Source organism: Pseudomonas sp. BW7P1 (assembly GCF_024981055.1).
Lineage (GTDB): Bacteria > Pseudomonadota > Gammaproteobacteria > Pseudomonadales > Pseudomonadaceae > Aquipseudomonas > Aquipseudomonas bananamidigenes.
Map to the genome: position 1 here is coordinate 1,791,021 of NZ_CP103374.1, position 23,221 is coordinate 1,814,241.

A 23,221-nucleotide genomic window follows, 5' to 3' on the forward strand; every position below is an offset into this window, starting at 1 on the left:
ATAGGACCCGCCCGCCAGGCGCACAAGCCGGCGGATTCTGGCGGATGCGTAGGCAAAGGCGCAAGGTGGCGTGGCTTTGCGGACATAACCGTCAACAATCTTCAACAGGGTTTCCAAAGGCACTGAAACGACAAAACCCGCACTCCCGGTTCAAAGGAGGCGCGGGCTTTGCATGGTCGGGACTGGTAAATAAATGCGTCCCCATTTATGTTTTGATTTTTTGATCTTTTATATTTCTACCTTTTCTACAACCAAATTACTTCCGGAGCAATTGCCCAATTGAGTCCTGTAGAACATTCAATCTCGACGTAAGACAGATTGCCGCCTGATGGAGCAGTGTATGTCACTTCTGTGAGCGTGGTTATGGTGGGGGTCTGCCGGACCAAGCGTTGTTGATTCAAATCATAATAGTCGACAATAAAAGTTAACTGTTTGTTCGTGTAAAACGCTCTACATTTTATTACCACCTTGTTTGCATGACCGGTAAATTTTATCCGGCCTCGTCGGCCTGGGCCAATAGTCAAGCCTGTGCCCTTGTCATTATGTATGCCCATCATATGATTGCCGTTATCCAGCACATTGGTCACCAAAAGCCCGTTTGGAGTTGTAATGCTTTCTTCTATCTCCCTTAAATTGAAGTCGTCAAGGATCAGAAAGTTTTCGATGCCAGAGGTTGCCGCACTTATATTCAGTTTCCACGGCTGCGATTCCGGTAATGCACCGTAAGTGGCCTTGACCGTATAACTATGCGCTCCGGCACTCTGCCCTGTAAGGTGATGCGAGTAATCACCATTAGAATCAACTGTAATTGTGCCTTTCAAAGCACCACCGTCCAGCAACTGGAGCTGTTGACCCGCGCTCGCCCTGCCTTTGAACACCAATGTGGTGGCGACGGTAATTCCGCCATTCGGAACAGCTGCACCGGTAGCGGTGTTTTCATTCACCCTGGTAATGGTCGGCGGCATGGCAGCGGTCACCGTCAACGTACGCGGGTCGGATGTCTGTCCCGAACCGTACAGCGCTTGTGCAGTGAATGTGTGCAACGTGAGTGTCCGGCCGGTGAGTGTGTGCCGCCAGATGCCGGTGCCGGGATCGGCTGTGGGCTGGCCATCGAGCGTTGCGCCATCGCGCAGCTGGACCTTTTGACCGGGAGCGGCCGTGCCGATGAGCGTCACGCTGGTATCGACGGTGTAGGCACCGGGCAGGATTTCGACGCCTTTGGAGTCCTCTGCCCGGGTGATTTCCGGCTTTACATCCGCGATAGCCTTGACCGTGTAGGTGCGCTCCGGAAAGGTCACCGCGTCGTTTTCTGCCAGGCTGCCACTCAACCCGGCCTTGAACGCGATCCTCAACGACGAACCGTCCTTCAGCGCCTGCAATTCGGTCTTCAACACCGCTGTGTCGTAGTGGCCATTGTCGATCCATCCTTGGTTTGTCTGAGCGTTTCCACCATTCCAGAGGGTTTTCGCATAAGGCGTGTTGTCACTTTTCATGCCTGACAGGTGCATCCACACTCTTTGCTTCAGCGCAATGAACGGCCAGTCGAGGGCACGCAACGTGGCGTTGCCAGTCAGCGCCGAGACGTTTAGCTCCAGCCCGTCACCGTTGTTGGCCGCCTGAAGAATCTTCGGCACGTTCGACAGATCCAGCACTAGCGACTGCACCGCCAGGATACGGGTATCCGAAGGCAGCGGCTCACCGCTGCCGCGTTTCACCGTGTAGCTGACCGTCACCGCTTTGTTCAGGTTGAAAGCCACCACACTGTTGGCCAGGGGAATTTCCTGCGCCCCGAGCACGGTGACGGGTTTTTCCGGCGCCGTGTATGAGCCTTCCGCCGGCGCGCCCGCCGCACCGGTCCACTTGGCAATGATTTTGTCACCGATCCGCATGCCTTCGTAATCCACGATAGCGGTCAGGGCATCCTTCGCGGCATTCGGGATCAGGCTGAGGTCGTTCGGCGCTTCCTTGATTTTCGGGGCTTTCAGCTCCAGCGCCACCCCAACACTGAACGCCTTCACATCGGAATAACTGGTGGGCCGCTCATCCGCCCATTTAATGGAATAAGACGCCTCGACCGTCCCGCCTTCATTGCCCTTGATCAGCTCCGCCTTGATGGTGAACGGCACCGGTTGGCCGGCAGTAAACGAGGACAATTTGACCGAGTCGCTGTCCGGCCCGGTTTTCGAGCCATTCCAGAAGTAGGTCACTTCGTCATCCTTGACTGTATTCAGGTATTCCACAGTCAGCGTGGTGCCGTCCGTATCTGCCGGCAATACGCCGTCCACCACGCCGTCCACCTTCGGCGCCGGCAGCTCTTTCCTCGGTTCGCCGACGTTCAGGACCTCGGCGTGAATCGACTCTCGGATGGCGTGGGTGGCGTTGACGCGGTTCATCGTGCCCAGCACCGCGTCCTCGATCAACAAGTGGTAATACAGCTCTAACGTGCCACCTTCGATCTGTTTGAGATGAAGGCCCGGGACGTTGATCAGCAAGGGCACACCGGCCGTGATATCGCCATTGGTAATCGGGCGCAGCGGCAGGTCGGGCAAGTAGGTGCTCAGGTCAGGCCGGGTGCCGAGCCAGAACAGTTTGATCGCCTGGCCGGCCGCAAAAGATTTGTCGAATGGAATCTCGATGCGGGCCTGTACCAGCTCCGGATCGAGGGCGCCTTGCAATGCGTCGCGGGCGATCGGGGCCAGCAGGCGCTTGATCTCGCCAATGACATTGATGAACTGGGTCTTGGACAACAGGTCGGCGGAACCGTCGGCTTTTTTCAGGCGAAAGGACAAGCCGATCTGGGTCTTGGCCAGTTGCCGCAGCACGGCATTGGGTATCTTGATTTCGGGGATGCTCGGCACGCTGACCAGCGCCTGGCCGGTGATCTCGATGTTGATCGGTGCCCCTTCGACCGGTGTGCCCTTGAGCCGGACGATGGGGGTGTCACCAACCTTGAATTTGTTACCGTCCACGGCAAGGATCTGCGCCGTGGCATCGGCATCCCCCAGTTTGTCGGCGTCCAGCACGTTGTTCACCGCTTCCTTGCAGATCGGTGCGCTGAGCCTGTCGGCGTCGACCGCGACCACCACGCGCTGTTCGTAACTCCAGTCTTCGGAGCGGTTTTCGACCATGTCGTAAACCTCGAAGGCCACGGCGAGACCGGCCTCTCCGGAGTCACCCGCCTCGCGAATGGTTGCCTCGGTAATGAGCACGACAAGCGGCACTGTGCCGTCGGCCTCATCCTGAGTCAGCGGTCCGTAGAGCACAAAAAAACCGCCCCAGGTCACCTGAATCCAGTCGCCGGCCGCTGCGTAGGGATAGGGCTCTGGCCCGTCGTCAGAGGGGCCGATCGTGATCGGCACACCAGTGGCGATGTTGTCCTTGTCGATACCGCCCTCGAGAATCTCCTTGGGGATGGTCATTTTCAGTTTCGAGTGCCCCGGCCCTTCGTCGCTGTCATGGCCACCGGGGCGGGTGAGCTTGACCCGTACCTGCATCACTTCGGACGGTTCGGGCGTTCCGCCCTGTCGGGTGACGGCGTAGGACAGCGTGGACGAGCCATCACTGAAGCGGGCGGCGGGCACAAACATCGACAGCGTCGTGTTGACTTCATGATCGTCGACGGTTTTGTTGAATACCGGCTGCCCGCCCAGGGAAATTACCAGCTTGTCACCTCGGCTCATGACCCCCCACGGTCCGGCCCGGCACAGCAAGCCCTGTTTGGGAAAGTTGTCCTGCACCGCTGCGATGTTGAGCCCCCAGACATCAGGGTTTTGCGAAACGGGGCCGGTGCGGCCGGGAACGTCGGGTTCGGCGAGCAACAGCGGTGATGAGCCAGGGGGGTTGTTGACCGTCATGGCGCAAACTCCGATCGAATGGTGGGACGATGGAGGCATTGAACGGCGCTGTATGCGGAGTTGGCTACTGTCAGAAATTACAGGTGCGCATGTGTTTAAGACGAAAGGTAGGGCCTGAGCGCTGAAGCGACAAAACCCGCCGCCCCGATCAAACGAGACGGCGGGTTTTTCTTTGCTCAGGCTACAGCGGCATCTCAGCCTTCACTTCCAGATTATCCAGCACCCGATTCACCGCCAGTTCCGCCAGCATGATCAGTTGCCCGATGCCCAGCAGCACATGCCGCTGCGGCGCATCGATCATCCCGGCGAAATCGCTGGCCATGGTTTTGGCCGAGGTCAGGGTTTCGCAGGGGTAAAGGTGGCGGCTGTACGCAGGTTAGCGATCCGGGTCACAGAAACCCCGGGTAGACCTGAAGGTCTCCCACGCACAGCCACCATTACGCCAATTGCAAAGATAAGACTGCAATCGAGAGTGGGCATTGTTGCGTCTGTATGAAGCCGGATCGCTAAACCCGATCGCTGCTTTTCAGCGACCGCCAAACAATAGGACCCGCCCCCAAGGCGCACAAGCCGGCGGATTCTGGCGGATGCGTAGGCATCGGCGCAAGGCTGCGTAGCCTGGGTCGGCCACTGAGCCTGTTTGTTAAACATTTCTGTTTATGCCGCTCTGCCGAATTGACTGCGCCCCCCAATCTCCGGACGAACGGTAGCAAAACCTGTAATTTCTGACAGTAGCCAGTGAATGTGCAACGCCGTTAAATCACGTCAGAGCAACGAATCCTGAACCTTTAGATAACGTGCAGTTGTTCAGGGCGTGAGGTCATTTTTTGAGAGGGCGTCTGTAATGCCGGAGACTCAAAACCAGATCGACTCTGTAGATCCCGAACTGGAAAAACCCAGGGTTCCGATCATTCTCAAGGATGAGCACGGCAATGAAAGCCCCGATGGCCTGCTGCCGCGCAGTGCTTTAAGCGATGATCTGCAGGTGATTGTCCCCGACTGGGTACCGCCCCCCTTCGCTGATCCCATCCCTTACATCATTACCATCAGTTGGGTGCTGGAGGGTGGCTCGTTCACTCCGGTGTGCAAAGAGACATTCGATACGCCGGGGGAGAAGGTCTTGAAAGTCCCGCGGGACAAGCTGGCGCATGGCATTTACGCCTTGTCCTACGAGTTGAATTACGGTGGGAACAAGCAATATTCCTTTGATACTCGAGTGACGGTCGATCGGCTGCCTCCGGATGATGGGCAAAGCCCCAGAGCCCTGATATTGCTGAACGTTCCCGGTAACGTCATTACCGACGACTATCTCACCCGTTTTGGCGAGGTCAGGTTTCAAGTCCCGTTTTATGTGGATGCCAAGGCTCGGGACCGTGCGATCTATTTTCTGACCGACAACGACAATCCGCCGGACTCAGAGCAGGAAATTCGTGAGCAAGAGTTCAGCCAGCAGGACATTGATCAGAGACTGCTGTTTATTACGATCTATGAAGCAGACATTCGGGCCAGAGGGCACGGCCCACGTTATTTTTATTACAAGCTGCGTGACTGGGCCGGCAACATCGGGCCGCGCGCCACGCTGTTGCCGGTGTTTGTCGATCTGAGACCCGGGCCCGGCAACCTCAAGCCGCCTCGTGTGCCCTTGTCGATCCGGGGATTGATCGACCGCGAGCATGCCCGCGAAGGGGCCACGAACCAGAAGGCTGTTACGGTTGAAATCGACCCTTATGACAATCCGGATGCTTCCGACAAACTTCTGATCCGGTGGAACGGTCATGATCTTGCACCGCTTGATGTCGATCCTGCGGCATTTCCACTCACCGCGACCGTGCCCTGGCCAACGCTGACGGCTGACGGGCTCGGGCCCATGGACGCGCATGTCGACTACCGCGTCAGCCGGGGCGGGATACCGACGCCGCCGTCACCTGAAACAACCGTGCCCTACAACTTTACAGTCGCGGGTCAAGACCATCCCGACGCACCTGCACTGTTGAACACCAGGCTGGCTAAGGTCGAGATTTACGGCGCCGTTTCCAAAGAGCTGAACAAGCTGCTGCCCGATGACTACGAATTGCCCGCCGAAGGGCAACTGGCGCTACATGACAATCCCGTACCGGGGGAAAAAGTCTTTCTGTATTGGGGAGCCATCAGTACGCCCGTCGCGGAGTATGAGGTTCAGTTTGGTGACACGGCCGGGAAAATCATTCCCTTCAGCATCCCTTGGGCGTTTATCGACCTGGACAAGGAAAATCCCGCGCTACCCGTGCGCTACTTCACCGATAACGGTGTGAATCAGCAGTTGGCCCCGACGACCCCGGTGAACGTGGCAATCATCATCAGGAATCTGCCCGAGCCGACCTTCCCGGATGGTGGGCGGCAAGGGCTGCTCAATTGCTGCGCCAACCCGCGTTTGTGGGTGCATGTAAAAGTTCATGTCAAAGGGAATGCCGCGTTCGACGAGAACGATGTTGTCGAGCTGCATTGGCAAGGGTGTCTGGGCCCCAACGGTACTTCTCCTATTGCGGGCGCTGCAGACTCTTTCCCGAAAACGCTGAGTATTGATGAGGCACGCAATGGTTTTGACGTGCTGGTGACGGACTATCAAAAGTTGATTGCGCCCATGGTCAATAACGGATCGGCGCTCTGTCGTTATTTTTTGAGAAAGAGCAATGGCGGGCGGGGAGAGTCGAGACCGGATTTCGTCGTTATCAATAGAACCATGCCCAGCGGGGAAATCTGTGGGCCGGATAATGATCTTTGTGAAGAGTGAGTTACGGGCAGCCTGTTTCAAGTTGCGTCTGCTGTTTTAGTTGTGCATGAAAGCCAGTTTTTTCGTGGTAGTGATCAGTACTCAAGTGTCCTGATGGAGGTCTTCATTGCCCTTTGTCAGTCAATCAAGCAATGACGAGGAAGTTAAAAATGACCAGTTTCATATCGCTCACACCTGCACAGAATCGGGAGCGTTTCTTTGGTGTCCGGCGGCGCATACTGAAAGTTGCCGCTGAACCACCTGAGCTGCATTCCGATAATCCATTACTGGCTGACAAGCCTGACGATGACATCAACCAACTGCATTCCAGCTTCCAGGGTTTTGAACTGAAAGTACTGATTCCCCGATTTGCCGAAGCGGGTGACCCCTCAGGTATACAGGGCTTCTTGCAACTGACGTGGGACGGCACTGCCCAGGGGGCAAGAATTCCCTATACGACACCTGTTGATGTAGCAGTCACCGAATTCGACGCAACTTTGCCAGCGGGCCTGACATCCACTTCAGGCCCCCACGAGTTGAGTTATATATTGAATCACGGCGGCAACCGGCAGGATGTGACGCCGCTGGTGATCAATATCGACAATGTAGCGCCTGTTCCATATGGCAAAGCAACCGTACCTCCCGAGGTTGAGCGGGACGGGATCACCAAAAAATATCTGGATGATAATGGCTCTGTACTTATCACCATTCCCCCGTACGGCGGTAAAAAACTCGGTGATGTCGCCGAATGCTATTTTGGTTCCAGCCTGCCGCTCGCCACGCTTATAGGAACGTTTACCGTGACGGATGTCTTGGACCCTGTAACGTTCAATTTGACGGCCGCTCAGGTGGGAACCGAAGAGGGGGAAATGTCGATTTTTTATTACTTGTATGACCGCAAAGGCAACAAGAGCACGCAGTTGTATTACCTCAACCTCAACGTCGTACTGACCGATCCACCGGAAGGGCTGTTGCCTCCAAGCATTCCTCTTTACGACGACGACACACCTCCGAGACTCGTGGATCTGGAGGATGCACGGATGCCCGTGGGGGTGGGTATTCTGGCGGAGTACACCAACTTCATCGATGGCTCCGACGAACTGGAAGTGACTGTCGATGGCAATCTTCTGCCGGCCGTGAAGATCAATGGGTTTCCTTTTTACATCGATGTTCCTTACAGCGCGGTCTACAACGGTGATTTGGGTCTAAAAACCATTACCGTCGGATATCAGATCAAGCGGGGTAGTGTCCGGCATCCATTGACTCCCCTGACCAAGGATATCGAGGTCGATCTTCGCCGACCAGGCGGAGGCACGGGGCCGGATAACCCCAATCCCGATCTTGATCTGGTTAATGTTCAAGGGCAGGGCGGCAATGCGGTGAACGTCCTGACGGCGGCAGATGCCAATCAGACAGTTGACGTCACAGTGCCTGTTTTCGCTGGGCTAAAGGACGGAGACGTGATGACTTTGATCTGGAAGGGAGTGGAGGTCCCAGACACTCTAGGAGGGGTCATTCAGCTGGACGGTACGGAAACAGGCAATTTGGTATGGACCATCGAGTGGGACGTTGTCGATGCTGGAGGCAATGGCAATCCGATTGAAGTCAGTTACAAAATTACCAACCCTGGCGTGAATGACAATGAAGAGCACTCATTCCCGCAAGATGTCGACGTGCTGATTCGAGCGGGTTCTACTCCTGATGCGAAGTTTCTGCACCTCGATCCTGACTTTACCGACTGGTTCAACTGTAACTCGTTGCGGTCAGACCCTGTACTGGTCAAGTGCGCCGAGGTGCTGGTTGATGGAGGGGAACCCCAGCTGGCAGACCAAGACCTGGTATTTATCTATCAGGGTTATAGCGATTCGACAGGCCAGACAGAAATTCCCAACACTTACCGCGAAGTCAAATATAAGCCGTCCGCACAAGAGGCTCAGGATGGTTTCATTATCAAGATTCCCTATCAGGAAATCATTGACACGGGGAGCGCATGGGGGGCAGTCAGTTACTCGGCCATCATTGATGGGCGACCTACGCCTTCCAAGCGGCACCTGGTGAGAGTGCATATGAAGCTGGGGGACGGGACGACCTGCCCTATTTGAAAAAGAAAAACCGGGAGGCCAATAGCCTCCCTTTTTTTAGCGATGACTATTGCTGAAGGTTTTTCGCTGCCTATTTAGGGACTTCTCCTACATTTTTTTGTGGAAAATCCCATTACCTTCCGCGCTCTATTTTTCACGCAAATGCTCTACGCATTTTTTGTAATGATTTTGGAGGTGGACTAGTCATGAACGTATCTTACGAGTATCCCTCGACCCCGATCTTGAAAAGCACATTGGGGATGTTGGTGTTCCTGCCGTTTTTCTCAATGTCCGGCGGCGTAGTACTCGCAGCTACCATTGTCGATAACACGACCCTGACTATTGATTCAACAACAACACCCATTGACTACCTGGTGCGCAACGGCGGGGTGTTGAATGTCAATGGCGCAAGTACGCAATCGATCACCGTGCAGCCCGGTTCTACGTTGAACATCAATGGCGCCACCGTTGTGGGTAACAGCGGTATCGAAGGTGTCATCATCACCAGCAGCCGAGGCACCATCAACCAGGCCAACGTGACCAGCGACGACATCGGTCTGGCCGTCAACCGATCTTCGATTGCCGCTGGCGGCTCTACTGTGGATGTTTCCAACAGTCAAATTCGCGGTGACGTCTTTGGTGCACAGGTCACCGGGTTGAGCACTTTGTCGTTGGTCAATACGCAAGTGACTGGCGCGGGTACGAGCGGCATCGGCGTGAACATTCTTGGAGGGCAGGTGAATGCCTCCGCCGGGACACAGATCACCGGACAGACCACAGGCGTGCGCATGGTCAACGATACGGCCAATGTCGGCGCTCGTGCGCTCACTCTGGATAACGCCACTGTTCAAGGCATCAACGGTTCTGCGGTTCTGGTTGATCGCGGGACCAATGCCACCATCAACCTGTCGAACGGCGCCCGGCTGCTTGCCGGGAACAACAATCTGCTCGACGTCCAGGGTGCCTCCACCGCCGCCATGACCGTCGCCAGCAGCGAGTTGCAGGGCAACATCAACATCGCTGGCAACAGCACCGGCAACCTGACCTTCGATCAAGGCCGGATGACCGGCGATGTGCTGGTCGAAAACGGTTCGACCGCCAACGTCACCCTGCAGAACAGTTCGCAGTTCACCGGCCGTCTCGACAAGGTCAATGGCGTGACCGTCAACAGTGGTTCGATCTGGACCCTGACGGGCAACGACACCGTAGGAACCCTCGCCATGAATGGCGGGACGATTCGCTTTGGTGCGCAGGATGTGCCCAATACCTTCTACCAGTTGAACGTCGGTACGCTGGCCGGGTCGCCCGATGGTTCCAGTACGTTCGCCATGAAGGGCAACTTCGCCACGGGGCAGCATGACTTCCTCAACGTCACCGGTGTGGCGACCGGGCAGTTCGGTTTGCTGGTGGCGGCGTCCGGTCTGGATGCAGTGAATCCACAACAACTGACCCTGGTGCACACCGCCGCTGGCGATGCGCAATTTGCGCTGACGGGCGGGCGAGTGGATCTCGGCACCTGGTCCTATGACCTGGCCCAGCGACCGGTTGGAACCGGCGGCACTGAATGGTTCCTCGATCCGACCACCCAGGTGATCAGCCCTGGTGCCAGTGCGGTGCTGGCCCTGTTCAACTCTCCGATCACCCTGTTGTACGGAGAAGCCAGTTCACTGCGCAGCCGCATGGGTGAGTTGCGCTTCAACGGTGGCCAGTCGGGCGCCTGGGCACGCACCTATGGCAATCAGTACAACGTGTCAGAAAGCTCCGGTGTGGCGTACAGGCAGAACCAGCAAGGGCTTTCCCTCGGAGCTGATGCCCGGGTGAATGACAGCGATGTGCTGGTGGGCGTGATGGGGGGCTACAGTCAATCGGACCTGAATCTTGAACACGGTACTTCAGGCACGGTCAAGAGTTACTACTTCGGGCCTTACGTGACGTGGATGGACCGCGACACCGGTTACTACGTTGACGGTGTGCTGAAATTCAACCGGTTCCAGAATGAGGCCAAGGTCGGTCTGAGTGACGGCACGCGTGCCAAGGGTGATTACGACAACTGGGGTGTCAGTGCATCGGTTGAGGCCGGTCGTCACATCAAGTTGCGCAACGATTATTTCATTGAACCTTTCGCGCAGTTTTCGGCGGCGCAGATCCAGGGCAAACGCTTCAGCCTGGACAACGATATGCAGGCCGATGGCGATCGTACCCGCTCATTCCTGGGCAAGGCTGGCACCACGTTCGGGCGCAATTTTGATATCGGCAACGGTGCTGTGGCGCAACCTTATGTGCGTGCAGCCATCGCCCATGAGTTTGCGAACAACAATGAGGTGAAGGTCAACAACAACGTGTTCAACAACGACCTGTCGGGTTCACGGGCGGAGTTCGGCACGGGTGTGGCGGTGGCGTTGTCGGACAAATGGCAGGTGCATGTTGATCTGGATTACGCCAATGGCGAGCATATTGAGCAGCCTTGGGGGGGGAATGTGGGAGTGCGGTATAGCTGGTAAGTCGCTGAGTCTTTCAAAAGCGCCTCATAAACAATGAGGCGCTTTTTGCGTTCTGCAATCGCAGCCGTTTTATCTTATGCCCACTCCGTTTGCAGTACCGTAATGTTGAACGTGAGCTTCCGTTCCGGTGACGAGGTTTTTCATGTAATACCGGGTTATGGGCCACGAGGCCGCGAGATCTGTTGACCAATAATAATAATTCCCCATGGGCCAACGGCTTCCATAAAGGTTATACATCTCTCTGAGTTCGCCCAAGGAGGGTAATCGAGCGCCGTTGTTGGCGGCATTGTTTCTCATGGTTGTCCAGTTTCCCTGTCCGAGGCCGACACAATGGATGACACCTGTCACGCTCACGGTGTAGCTCTTTGACTGATTGGCTGCATCTGAGACGGTAATGGTTGCAGAACCGCGACCTCTGACCGTGACCAGTCCAGATGAGCGATCAACGAAAGCCACGCTCGTGTTGCTGGAGGTATAGATATAAGCGGGCTGCCCCCCGGATGCCTGGTGATGCACTGACGTTCCCGGACCGAAAGCCGGGAGTACTTCGGGATTGCCGGGAATCAGGTAGATCTTGCCGCTCAATGTCACCGGGCTGGTGTTGAAGTTCAGTGGAGGAATCGGCGAGTTTACGGTGAAGCTTCGCGCATTTGACGTTTGTCCGGTCACCACCGCCCGTGCGGTGATGGTATGCCCACCCAGTCCTACTGCCAATGTGGTATTCCAGATGCCTGTATTCAGAGCTGTCGCAGTGTGTTTTGGCGTGCCTCCATCGTAGATCTGGACCTGATGCAAAGGCGTCACCCTACCTTGCAACGAGACTGAAGTGTCTGTGGTCGTACCGTTATTCAGCAGTTCACCGCGAGAGTCTCTGACGGAATCAAGCGTAGGAGCGGTGTGTACTGCGACGGTAAAGCTGCGAACCGCCGACTCCGGTTGTGCCCCGTACAGTGCCCTGGCCTTGATGTTGTGCGGTGCAACGCTGAGACCGGTGAAGGTTTTGCTCCAGTCACCATTGGCATCGACATTGGTCACAGGCGGGACGGCGGTAGTGCCGTCATAGAGCTGCACGGTCTGGCCGGGGCTGGCCTTGCCGGTGACGGTGACGCTGGTGTCGAAGGTGGTGCCGTTGTGCGGCACGCTGCCCTTGGAGTCGGTGACATTGGTGATGGTGGGGGTCACGGCTTGTGCGACGGTAAAGCTGCGAACTGCCGACTCCGGTTGTGCCCCGTACAGTGCCCTGGCCTTGATGTTGTGCGGTGCAACGCTGAGACCGGTGAAGGTTTTGCTCCAGTCACCATTGGCATCGACATTGGTCACAGGCGGGACGGCGGTAGTGCCGTCATAGAGCTGCACGGTCTGGCCGGGGCTGGCCTTGCCGGTGACGGTGACGCTGGTGTCGAAGGTGGTGCCGTTGTGTGGCACGCTGCCCTTGGAGTCGGTGACATTGGTGATGGACGGGGCCGAGGCGACCGCGACGGTGAAGCTGCGAACCGCCGACTCCGGTTGTGCCCCGTACAGTGCCCTGGCCTTGATGTTGTGCGGTGCAACGCTGAGACCGGTGAAGGTTTTGCTCCAGTCACCATTGGCATCGACATTGGTCACAGGCGGGACGGCGGTAGTGCCGTCATAGAGCTGCACGGTCTGGCCGGGGCTGGCCTTGCCGGTGACGGTGACGCTGGTGTCGAAGGTGGTGCCGTTGTGCGGCACGCTGCCCTTGGAGTCGGTGACATTGGTGATGGTGGGGGTCACGGCTTGTGCGACGGTAAAGCTGCGAACTGCCGACTCCGGTTGTGCCCCGTACAGTGCCCTGGCCTTGATGTTGTGCGGTGCAACGCTGAGACCGGTGAAGGTTTTGCTCCAGTCACCATTGGCATCGACATTGGTCACAGGCGGGACGGCGGTAGTGCCGTCATAGAGCTGCACGGTCTGGCCGGGGCTGGCCTTGCCGGTGACGGTGACGCTGGTGTCGAAGGTGGTGCCGTTGTGTGGCACGCTGCCCTTGGAGTCGGTGACATTGGTGATGGACGGGGCCGAGGCGACCGCGACGGTGAAGCTGCGAACCGCCGACTCCGGTTGTGCCCCGTACAGTGCCCTGGCCTTGATGTTGTGCGGTGCAACGCTGAGACCGGTGAAGGTTTTGCTCCAGTCACCATTGGCATCGACATTGGTCACAGGCGGGACGGCGGTAGTGCCGTCATAGAGCTGCACGGTCTGGCCGGGGCTGGCCTTGCCGGTGACGGTGACGCTGGTGTCGAAGGTGGTGCCGTTGTGTGGCACGCTGCCCTTGGAGTCGGTGACATTGGTGATGGACGGGGCCGAGGCGACCGCGACGGTGAAGCTGCGAACCGCCGACTCCGGTTGTGCCCCGTACAGTGCCCTGGCCTTGATGTTGTGCGGTGCAACGCTGAGACCGGTGAAGGTTTTGCTCCAGTCACCATTGGCATCGACATTGGTCACAGGCGGGACGGCGGTAGTGCCGTCATAGAGCTGCACGGTCTGGCCGGGGCTGGCCTTGCCGGTGACGGTGACGCTGGTGTCGAAGGTGGTGCCGTTGTGCGGCACGCTGCCCTTGGAGTCGGTGACATTGGTGATGGTGGGGGTCACGGCTTGTGCGACGGTAAAGCTGCGAACTGCCGACTCCGGTTGTGCCCCGTACAGTGCCCTGGCCTTGATGTTGTGCGGTGCAACGCTGAGACCGGTGAAGGTTTTGCTCCAGTCACCATTGGCATCGACATTGGTCACAGGCGGGACGGCGGTAGTGCCGTCATAGAGCTGCACGGTCTGGCCGGGGCTGGCCTTGCCGGTGACGGTGACGCTGGTGTCGAAGGTGGTGCCGTTGTGCGGCACGCTGCCCTTGGAGTCGGTGACATTGGTGATGGTGGGGGTCACGGTTTGTGCGACGGTAAAGCTGCGAACCGCCGACTCCGGTTGTGCCCCGTACAGTGCCCTGGCCTTGATGTTGTGCGGTGCAACGCTGAGGCCGGTGAAGGTTTTGCTCCAGTCACCATTGGCATCGACATTGGTCACAGGCGGGACAGCGGTAGTGCCGTCATAGAGCTGCACGGTCTGGCCGGGGCTGGCCTTGCCGGTGACGGTGACGCTGGTGTCGAAGGTGGTGCCGTTGTGCGGTACGCTGCCTTTGGAGTCCATAATGTCGGTGATAGTCGGTTGAACAGCCGCCTTCACCGTAAAAGCCCGGATCAGGCTGGAAACCGGGTCCGCTGCATATAGAGCGTGAGCTGTAATGTGATAATCCTTGATCTGGAGGTTGAGCAGGGTCTTGCTCCAGATGCCATCAACCCCAACGTCAGCATTGCCGTGTGAGGTGGAGCCATCGAAAATCTCGACCTTCTCATCCCGGGTCGCGGTGCCTTTGACGGTCACCTGCTCAAAGAAAGTATCGCCACCCTCTGCAACCTCCCCACTGGCGTCAGTCACATGGGTGATCTTCGGCGTCAGCCAGTCGTACCGGGTTCTGATCGTCAGCGACAATTTCGGGAACTCAATCGCATTGACTTCCTGATCGGTGCCATCAAACGAGACTTTGCAAATCACGTCTGCCGGTGTGGAATGCCCCAGTTTCATCAACTCGCTTCTTAGCAGCACTTCATTCAGCCCGTTGCTGACCTGCGCCGGAGTGATCTCCACGCCATCGAGCATCCGGATGACGTAGTCGCTGCCTGTCGTTGTCTTGCCTTCCAGTCTTAGCCAGAGGCGTTGCTTGAGCGCAATGAACGGCCATTTCAATACGAGAGCGTTCGCATCACCGCTGAACGTCATCAGATCAAGAACATCGCTGGTTGCCAAAGGTACTTGCGGACGCGGCCAGTCGTTTTCAGGGTCCTCGAAGTTGGAAACATACAAGTCCAGGGACTCAGAGGGAGTGGTGAAACCATAGCGTGTCACGCCGTAACCGACGCTCACTCGTCGGTCGATGTTGGCGCCGATCACGTTGCTGCCTATGTGAAAAGTGACGGTTCCACTGGCATCCCCCGGCAATTCAAGATCAAGTGAAGTGCCTTCACCCTCTGTACCGATCCATTTAAGGTTGATGGTATCCAGATCGGGTTTCATGCTTTTGTAACTGACGCGTACGTCGGCGCCGTTGAGGCCGTCTTTGGGGTTCAATATATCGTCGGGGGCCTGAACTACTTTGGGTGGGGGCAGCTCGCCGACGAGTTCACCTATCAGAAGATTCAGCGTTGCAGAATGTTCGTAACGTTGATTGGAGGGGCGCCATAGCGAGTAACGGACCTTGACATATTGCCCGATATTGGCAGTGACATATTCCGCAGGCACTCTGAAACGCAGCGGTTTACCGGCGCTGAGCGAGGTGATGGGCAACTGGTCGCTGATGCTGCCCAATGGATGAGTCGCCTGCCAGTACCAGGTCACGATGTCGTCTTTTTGCGTCGGAGGGTTTTCGATCAGTATGTGGACAACGTCAAAGACTTTGGAGGGGTCGAGCACATCCTTGTCTTTGTCGGCTTCCTCCACCTCGGGCCTGGGCAGTGTCGCGGTGACGGTTTGCACCTTGACCAACAGATGCTCTGAATCACTGACGCCGTAGAGCTCCGGCTTGTCATTGGACACGGTGTACCAAAGATCGAGACGGCCGTTGCCGAGCACGATGATGTGCTCTGCGTCGATGTAAACAGTGAAAAAGCCTTCTTTTGCCTCATTGTCACTGACGGTATGAGTGAACTCATGGACATAGGGCTGACCGTTGGACTTTTCACCTATCCAGTGACCGGCGACCAAATCGCCATTGGCAATGGTCAGATACTTGATCCGTACCGTGGCGTAGGGCCTGTCTGACTCGAGTATGTCACCCAGCAACTCGAGAATCGTCGGTGCGTCCGGCATCGAAACGTCACCCACCACGTTGGCAAATTCGCGTTTGGAGGACAGCGGTGGGCTTCCGTCTGCTTTCGTCAATACGTAGGAGGCGTCAGCCCGGCCCATGGCGATGGCGCGGACTTGCGCGTACGGCACCTTGAATTCCATGACACTCGGGATGTTGTCCACCGGTTTGGTTTCGGTGTGAATCAACGGCTTGCCAGTGAAAGGGGTGCCGATCCAGGTCATTTCCACTGAGTCGTTCAGCGCGAAATCCGAGCCCTGGATGTGGACCTGGACCGTGACGTCCCGCTGGTTCAAGTCGATGATCGTGATGATCCCATTGACCGATTCCTTGATAATCGGGGCAACCAGACGCCAGGCGCCGGCGTCGACGGCAATCCGAGTGCGTTTGGAGTGCCGGGAAGACCAGTTCCATACTTCATCGTGAGGGTTGTACTTGATTTCCAGCGTCGGGCTGTCGCCACCGGCCAGAATGTCTTCCTGTTTGGCGACGATCACGATGGGGTCCTTGCCCTCTGCCTGCGGTTGTGTGACGAGGTGCGGCGCGAGGGTATGGCTGCCCCAGCGCATCAGAATCGTGTCTCGCACCCTGATTTCAGGATAGGCACGAACCGTCAGGGGAACCCCTTTTTTTGCCCACGCCGCGTCGATCACTCCCTGATCGATGATTTCCTGCGGCAGTTGCGCGATGTGCAGTTCGGAGTGCCCGTCGGGTAGATGGGGTTCCCTGTCTCGGCCACCGGGGCTGGTGAGTTTGACGAAAAACAATGACGTTACAGAGGGATCGTCCGGCGTGCTTGCGCCGAACCGGGTCAATTCATAAAAGCATTCATGCAGACCGGAAGTGAACAGCGCTTTGTCCAGATAAAAGAACAGGTGCTTGTCTTTTTCCCCCGCTTCAACCATTCGGGTGAGCAGCGGAACGTCATCCCAGTAAACGACATTTTTATCACCCTCCAGCATGTCGAGGTACGCCACAATTACGCACAGCACGCCGCTGGCGCTTTCCTCGACCACTGCAATATTGATCCCGCCATCGGCATCCACGACTGGCGCGACTGCGCCGCTGATCTGCATGGGCCGAAGCGCCCTTGTGACGGGCTGATTGAGATCGGGAAACAGAAGCAGGCTTTTGGTGGGCATGACGAAACTCCTGAACGAGCACGCAATGGGATCGCAGACGGTTTTTTATTGAACCTGAGGGGAGGAGGGAGAGGTACTGTCAGATCTGACAGGTTCGCAGGTTTTTTAGACCAGCGGTCGCTGAGTGTTCAGCGTTTGTGCAGGGTTTTCTGTCGCAGAATGTAGACCGTCACCAGCACCGCACTGGTCAACATGAACCCGCGCGCCCACGGCAGCGGCACCAGGTAGCATGAGAACAGAATGCTCGCCCACATCAGCCCGATCGCGTAGACCTTGCCCTTGAGCGGTATGCCATTGCCATCGAGGTAATCGCGGATCCACGGCCCGAGCCGGGGATGCTCGACCAGCCATTGATAGAAACGCGGAGAACTGCGGGCGAAGCAGGCGGCTGCCAGCAGCAGGAAGGGAGTGGTGGGGAGAACAGGCAGGAAGATCCCGATCACCCCCAATGCCACGCTCAGCCAGCCGATGGCCAGCAGGATGTAGCGCAACATCAGGGAGCGGTTGCCTATGGGGTTGTCCATAGGCCGGATCTTAGTGGTGACGTGGCTTGAGGATCGCCGGTTTTTCGTCGGGAGCGTGGCACAGCAGGTACAGCGCGGTCAGGGCTTCTGGAATCTGCACGATCATGTCGTCCATCAGGTTGGCATCTTTTGCGATGTCTTCGAATTCAGGCTGTTCGTCGAACAGACCCGAACCGACCATGATCGGCAGGAGCATTTCGCTGACTTCTTCTTCGGCGGTTTCGAACCAGGCCGCTTCGCGCAGGAACACGCCTTCCATGAAACCGATGCACCAGCCGCGCAGTTCGGAATCATCCGGCTCGTCGCCCAGGTCCAGGTCGCACGGCAGCTCGAACTCTTCATCGGAGGCCAGTTGGCGAGCGATGTGGGCTTTGAGGCCGATCAGCGTGGCTTCGATCTCTTCGCGCTGGGCTTCGCTGCTGTAATGCGGCTCTTCGGCAAACAGGGCGTCGATCCATTCACGATCAGGCACCACGTCGGCGCAGATCGACAGCGCGGTCAGGTAGCCGTGAGCGGCCACATAGTCCAGCGCCTCTTCATGCAGCTCGTCGGCGTCGAGGAAGACTTGCAGGCGGGTTAGTTGCTCGGCGAAGGACATTAAAAGGCTACCTTGGGGGAATAAACAATGCGGGAATTCTAGGCCTTCTTGAGCCCTCAAGCCAGCCGCATGGCACATTTGCGCCCACAAGCTTCTTATCGGCGGCACCCTTTGCCGGGAAGGGCTCGGGTATACTGCCGCGCTTTGCGATCCCTGCCTGCGTCGCGGCTGGTTTTGTACGGCGTCCTGCAATGCGCCCTTACGTTTTGTTTAAAGCAGCCCCGGCTGCCTTGAACCAGCCTGTGCAGGGATGTTTCGGTGGATTTTTGGAGTTTTTATGCTCGAACAGGCTCAACGCGTCCTCAAGGACATCTTCGGCTACGACAGTTTCCGCGGTCGCCAGGGTGCAATCATTGAGCGCGTGGCCAGTGGCGGCGATGCCCTTGTGCTGATGCCGACCGGTGGCGGCAAGTCGCTGTGCTACCAAGTACCGGCGCTGCTGCGCGACGGCCTGGCCGTGGTGGTGTCGCCGCTGATCGCGCTGATGGACGATCAGGTCGCCACCCTTGAAGAGCTGGGCGTGGCCGCTGCGTCGCTGAACTCCACATTGAGCCCCGAGCAGCAGCGCGACCTCGCCAACCGGATCCGGCGCGGCGAAGTGAAAATGCTCTATCTGGCGCCGGAGCGTCTGGTACAGCCGCGCATGCTGTCTTTCCTGCAAGGTTTGAACATCGCCCTGTTCGCCATCGACGAAGCGCATTGCGTGTCGCAGTGGGGCCATGACTTCCGCCCGGAATACCTGCAACTGGGGCAACTGGCGGAAATGTTCCCCGATGTACCGCGTATTGCCCTGACGGCCACCGCCGACAAACGCACCCGGGAAGAAATCGTCACCCGTCTGCAGCTGCAGAACGCCGAGCGTTTCCTGTCGAGCTTCGACCGGCCGAACATCTTCTACCGCATCGTGCCCAAGGAGCAGCCGCGCAAGCAGTTGCTGGCGTTCCTTGCCGAACGACGCAGCGACGCCGGCATCGTCTACTGCCTGTCGCGCAAAAAGGTGGAGGAGGTGGCCGCGTTCCTTACTGAGCAGGGCTTCCCGGCGCTGCCGTATCACGCCGGTCTGCCCAACGATCTGCGCGCCTATCACCAGAAGCGCTTCCTCAACGAGGAAGGCCTGATCATGGTCGCCACCGTGGCGTTCGGCATGGGTATCGACAAACCCAACGTGCGCTTTGTTGCTCATCTCGACCTGCCGAAATCCCTTGAGGCGTATTACCAGGAAACCGGACGCGGTGGTCGTGACGGTCTGCCGGCGGACGCGTGGATGGCCTACGGCCTGCAAGACGTGGTGATGCTCAAGCAGATGCTGCAGAACTCCGAAGGCGACGAGCGCCACAAGCGTCTGGAGCAACACAAGCTCGACGCCATGCTCTCGCTCTGCGAAGAAACCCGCTGCCGCCGTCAGGCGCTGCTGGCGTACTTCGACGAAGACATGCCCGAGCCGTGCGGCCACTGCGACAACTGCACCGACGGCGTGCAGACCTGGGACGCCACCGAGCCTGCGCGTCAGGCACTGTCGGCGATCTATCGCACTGGCCAGCGCTACGGCGTCGGCCATCTGGTGGACGTGCTGCTGGGCAAGGACAACGAAAAAGTCCGCAGCTTCGGCCACCAGCACCTGTCGGTGTTCGGCGTGGGCAAGGCGCTGGGGGAGAGCGAATGGCGTTCGCTGTTCCGCCAATTGGTGGCCCGTGGTCTGGCGGACGTCGATCATGAAGGTTATGGCGGACTGCGTCTGAGTGACACATGCCGGCCGCTGCTCAAGGGTGAAGTCAGCCTGGAGCTGCGCCGCGACCTCAAGCCACAAATCACTGCCAAGAGCGGCAGCAAGAGCCAGGCCAGCCAACTGGTGCGTGGCGAAGAACGCGAACAGTGGGAAGCCTTGCGCGCCCTGCGGCGCAAACTGGCGGAAGAGCATGGCGTGCCGCCGTATGTCATCTTCCCCGACTCGACCCTGCTGGAAATGCTCCGCAGCCAGCCGACCTCGATGGCGCAGATGGCTCGGGTCAGCGGTGTCGGCGCCCGCAAGCTGGAGCGTTACGGCGAGGCGTTCCTCGAGGTGCTGGGCGGCGAGGCCGAGGCGCCGAAAGTGGTGGCCGATGTGCGCCACGAACTGATCACCCTGGCCCGCGCCGGCATGACGCCATTGCAGATCGCCGGCCAGTTGCAGTGCTCGGAAAAGAACGTTTACACCATGCTCGCCGAAGCCATCGGCAAGCAGCAATTGTCGCTGGAGCAGGCGCTGGATCTGCCGGAAGACCTGATGGGCGAAGTGCAGGACGCGTTTCTCGACGGCGAGGGCGAGTTGCCATCCGTCGCCGAAGTGGCGGAGCTGTTTGCCGGCCGTGTTCCGGAGGGTGTGCTGTATTGCGTGCGCGCGGCCTTGCAGGCTGAGTTCGAGATGTGAGCAATTGCTTACACAAACCGTTGTATTGATGGAACGATTCAGTATCGGCCTGCTCTTGCCTATAGCCAGATGTCATGCTTAGCTGACTAATAATTAGTTTTTCTCTATTTCTTCAGCCTAACCATGAGTGTTTTATGCCGTTAACCGATCAACACCGCTTTGGCATGCAATTGGCCCAGATGTCCCGTGGCTGGCGTGCCGAGCTGGATCGCCGGCTGGCCGGCCTGGGTCTGTCCCAGGCGCGCTGGCTGGTGCTGCTGCATCTGGCGCGTTTCGAGGAAGCCCCGACCCAGCGGGAGCTGGCGCAAAGCGTCGGCGTCGAAGGGCCGACCCTGGCCCGGCTGCTCGACAGTCTGGAAAGCCAGGGGCTGGTGCAACGTCAGTCCGTGATGGAAGACCGTCGGGCGAAAAAGATTGTGTTGTGTGCCCCGGCCCGCCCGCTGATCGAACAGATCGAAACCATCGCCACGCAGCTGCGCAAGGAGTTGTTCGAGGGCATTGATGAGGCTGACATGAAGGTGTGCATGCGGGTTCACGGGCACATTCTGGCGAATCTGGAAAAATCTTGAGGCACAACGACGTGCCGTTTTTTTGAGGGATCGCGCTGGGCAGACTATAAGAACTACTGGGCAATATCGTGTTCGTACCGGATGTGCGAACCCATAGAAGTCGGTTTTGCTTATTTAAGGGATGCTCATGCTCGACAGTCGGCACGTAGTACTGCGTTGCGCCCATTCATTGCTGGTGGCCGGTGTTGTCACCTGGTCCACGGCATCGCTGGCGCTGGGGCTCGGTGACATCACCGTGCACTCAGCGCTCAATCAGCCGTTCAAGGCCGACATCGCCCTGGTGGATGCTGCCGGGCTCAGTGCAGGCGAACTCTCGGCCAGCCTGGCCTCGGCAGACGAGTTCGGCCGAGCCGGCGTCGAGCGGGTGTTCTTTCTCAACGACCTCAAGTTCACGCCGATCCTGCACGGCAATCGCAATCTGATCCGGGTGACCTCGACCAAGCCGGTCAACGAACCTTTCCTGAATTTCCTGGTGCAGCTCAATCAGCCCAACGGCCACCTTCTGCGTGAATACACGGTGCTGATCGATCCGCCGGGTTCGCCGGGGATCGTGCCGGCCACCGACGAACCTGATGTCCATGCGCAATCTTCGGAATTCCCGACGCCCGAGCCGCCTGTAGCCACCTCCCAGAACAAACCTGTTGCCGCACCGGCCGCGCCAGCGCCTCAAACGACGCCAGCCAATGACGCGCAGGCGGAACAACTGGCGGCCAGCGTGCTGCAGAACCAGCAATTGCAGAAGACCATCGATGAGCTGAATCTGAAGCTGCAGACGCAGGATGTGCAAATCGCCGACGGCAAGAAGCAGCTGGCTGATCTGCAGGCCCGTCTGGCAGAGGTTCAAAAGGCTCCGCCGGCGCCTGCAGCACCGACAGCGCCTGCGCCAGTGCCGGTCGCAGCGCCGACGCAGACACAAGACGACTCTGTCAGTTGGCCTTTGCTCCTGGGCTTGCTGCTGTTGCTCGGGGGGCTGGTGGCCGGGCTGATCGTGCGCCGCAGGCGTCAGCAGGCAATGATCCCGGATGGACCGGCACGCATGCTGCCGCTGCGAAGCGAACCGGAGCTCAATGACAGCGAACACGTTCGCCCGCATGCTGCGCACGGAGCCGTTGAGCATAGAGACGAACAGACAAGCGGCGATGTGCTGGAAGCCGTAGGTATATACCTGGCTTACGGTCGGTTGGGCGAAGCGCTTGGCTTGCTGCGCGAAGCATTGCGAAAAGACCCGGAGCGCATCGATCTCGGTATGCAGTTGCTCGATGTGCTGGGACGGCAGGGCGATCAGACGGCCTATGACGAACAGGAACACCACTTGCGCCAGCTCGGTGTCGAAGAGCAGCGACTTGTCGATGTCCGCTCAAGCCACTCCAAACTGACGGCGGCCACAGCGCCGCCCCCCGTGGCCCCGGACATTGTTGCGTTGCCCGCTGCGCCTGTGTTGCCTGCCGAAACCCTGGCCGAAGACGATTTCGAGCTGAATCTGGATGCGTTGTCCACGGACTCCGCCTGGGAATTGAAGGACAGTCGCGCTTCCAGTGATACCTCTGCGCCGGCCCCGTCCGCGTTCGGCTCCAGCCTGCAGGTACTGCCACAGGATTTCGAGCCTCCGTCATCTGCCGATGAGAACCCTGAAACGGCTGAGCTGGAATGGATCGCCGAACCGGAGGTACCGCCGATAGACGACGATTTCCTTAACGAGTTTGGCGATCCCGAGCAGTCTCTGGCGCTGGAGCCACTTGATCTGCAAGCGCCGGAGCCAGAGCATGATCCGATAGAAGCTGCTCACGCCGGAAAACTCGAACAGGCCCAGACCTGCATCGACGATGGCGATCTCGACAGTGCGATCGCTTTGCTCAATGAGCTGCTCAAGGAGGGCGACGAGCCCCTCAGGCAAACCGCCCGAACACTGTTGGCGGGCATTCGCTGACC

At 58.3% G+C, this 23,221-nt stretch carries 10 protein-coding genes and 1 pseudogene; 6 read left to right on the forward strand and 5 right to left on the reverse strand.

Annotated elements, in window-relative coordinates; genetic code table 11:
* Positions 1-245: 245 nt before the first annotated feature.
* Positions 246-3,854, reverse strand: a complete 3,609-nt coding sequence (locus tag NWV16_RS08115; protein WP_260522634.1) for an Ig-like domain-containing protein — start codon at positions 3,852-3,854, stop codon at positions 246-248.
* A gap of 181 nt (positions 3,855-4,035) precedes the next feature.
* Positions 4,036-4,203: pseudogene (locus tag NWV16_RS08120) on the reverse strand (DUF6124 family protein); the annotation flags it as partial.
* Between the two features lie 495 nt (positions 4,204-4,698).
* Between NWV16_RS08120 and NWV16_RS08125 the strand changes: the two are divergent.
* The 3 genes from NWV16_RS08125 to NWV16_RS08135 all read left to right on the forward strand — a co-directional run bounded on the left by NWV16_RS08125 (position 4,699) and on the right by NWV16_RS08135 (position 11,185).
* Positions 4,699-6,624, forward strand: a complete 1,926-nt coding sequence (locus tag NWV16_RS08125) for a hypothetical protein (protein WP_260522636.1) — start codon at positions 4,699-4,701, stop codon at positions 6,622-6,624.
* Positions 6,625-6,773: 149 nt separating this feature from the next.
* Positions 6,774-8,705 (forward strand): hypothetical protein, encoded by a 1,932-nt coding sequence (locus NWV16_RS08130; protein WP_260522637.1) that lies wholly within the window; start codon positions 6,774-6,776, stop codon positions 8,703-8,705.
* A 185-nt stretch (positions 8,706-8,890) separates the two neighbouring features.
* Positions 8,891-11,185 (forward strand): autotransporter outer membrane beta-barrel domain-containing protein, encoded by a 2,295-nt coding sequence (locus tag NWV16_RS08135; RefSeq protein ID WP_260522638.1) that lies wholly within the window; start codon positions 8,891-8,893, stop codon positions 11,183-11,185.
* Positions 11,186-11,254: 69 nt separating this feature from the next.
* Here the strand turns inward: NWV16_RS08135 and NWV16_RS08140 are convergent, their stop codons facing one another.
* The 3 genes from NWV16_RS08140 to NWV16_RS08150 all read right to left on the reverse strand — a co-directional run bounded on the left by NWV16_RS08140 (position 11,255) and on the right by NWV16_RS08150 (position 18,316).
* Positions 11,255-17,194, reverse strand: a complete 5,940-nt coding sequence (locus tag NWV16_RS08140) for a hypothetical protein (protein WP_260522639.1) — start codon at positions 17,192-17,194, stop codon at positions 11,255-11,257.
* A gap of 128 nt (positions 17,195-17,322) precedes the next feature.
* Complete coding sequence (locus NWV16_RS08145) at positions 17,323-17,718, reverse strand: YbaN family protein (protein WP_260522640.1); 396 nt, start codon at positions 17,716-17,718, stop codon at positions 17,323-17,325.
* 10 nt (positions 17,719-17,728) lie between these two features.
* The gene (locus tag NWV16_RS08150) at positions 17,729-18,316 is read right to left on the reverse strand and encodes a YecA family protein (protein WP_065260959.1); all 588 of its coding nucleotides are present in this window, start codon (positions 18,314-18,316) and stop codon (positions 17,729-17,731) included.
* Between the two features lie 277 nt (positions 18,317-18,593).
* On the opposite strand from NWV16_RS08150, the gene recQ reads away from it, so the two are divergent.
* From recQ to NWV16_RS08165, 3 genes are all read left to right on the forward strand, one after another.
* Complete coding sequence (recQ, locus tag NWV16_RS08155; protein WP_260522641.1) at positions 18,594-20,723, forward strand: DNA helicase RecQ; 2,130 nt, start codon at positions 18,594-18,596, stop codon at positions 20,721-20,723.
* 134 nt (positions 20,724-20,857) lie between these two features.
* A complete protein-coding gene (locus tag NWV16_RS08160) occupies positions 20,858-21,292 on the forward strand; it encodes a MarR family transcriptional regulator (RefSeq protein ID WP_065260957.1) in 435 nt (144 codons plus the stop codon).
* 127 nt (positions 21,293-21,419) lie between these two features.
* Positions 21,420-23,219, forward strand: coding sequence for a FimV/HubP family polar landmark protein (locus NWV16_RS08165; RefSeq protein ID WP_260522642.1), 1,800 nt, complete (start codon positions 21,420-21,422; stop codon positions 23,217-23,219).
* Positions 23,220-23,221 lie beyond the last annotated feature (2 nt).

What these genes read in the sequence shown, in the direction of transcription:
- NWV16_RS08115 (WP_260522634.1), bottom strand. Translation starts at nt 3,854, where the DNA reads ATGACGGTCAACAACCCCCCTGGCTCATCACCGCTGTTGCTCGCCGAA.
- NWV16_RS08125 (WP_260522636.1), top strand. Translation starts at nt 4,699, where the DNA reads ATGCCGGAGACTCAAAACCAGATCGACTCTGTAGATCCCGAACTGGAA.
- NWV16_RS08130 (WP_260522637.1), top strand. Translation starts at nt 6,774, where the DNA reads ATGACCAGTTTCATATCGCTCACACCTGCACAGAATCGGGAGCGTTTC.
- NWV16_RS08135 (WP_260522638.1), top strand. Translation starts at nt 8,891, where the DNA reads ATGAACGTATCTTACGAGTATCCCTCGACCCCGATCTTGAAAAGCACA.
- NWV16_RS08140 (WP_260522639.1), bottom strand. Translation starts at nt 17,194, where the DNA reads ATGCCCACCAAAAGCCTGCTTCTGTTTCCCGATCTCAATCAGCCCGTC.
- NWV16_RS08145 (WP_260522640.1), bottom strand. Translation starts at nt 17,718, where the DNA reads ATGGACAACCCCATAGGCAACCGCTCCCTGATGTTGCGCTACATCCTG.
- NWV16_RS08150 (WP_065260959.1), bottom strand. Translation starts at nt 18,316, where the DNA reads ATGTCCTTCGCCGAGCAACTAACCCGCCTGCAAGTCTTCCTCGACGCC.
- recQ (WP_260522641.1), top strand. Translation starts at nt 18,594, where the DNA reads ATGCTCGAACAGGCTCAACGCGTCCTCAAGGACATCTTCGGCTACGAC.
- NWV16_RS08160 (WP_065260957.1), top strand. Translation starts at nt 20,858, where the DNA reads ATGCCGTTAACCGATCAACACCGCTTTGGCATGCAATTGGCCCAGATG.
- NWV16_RS08165 (WP_260522642.1), top strand. Translation starts at nt 21,420, where the DNA reads ATGCTCGACAGTCGGCACGTAGTACTGCGTTGCGCCCATTCATTGCTG.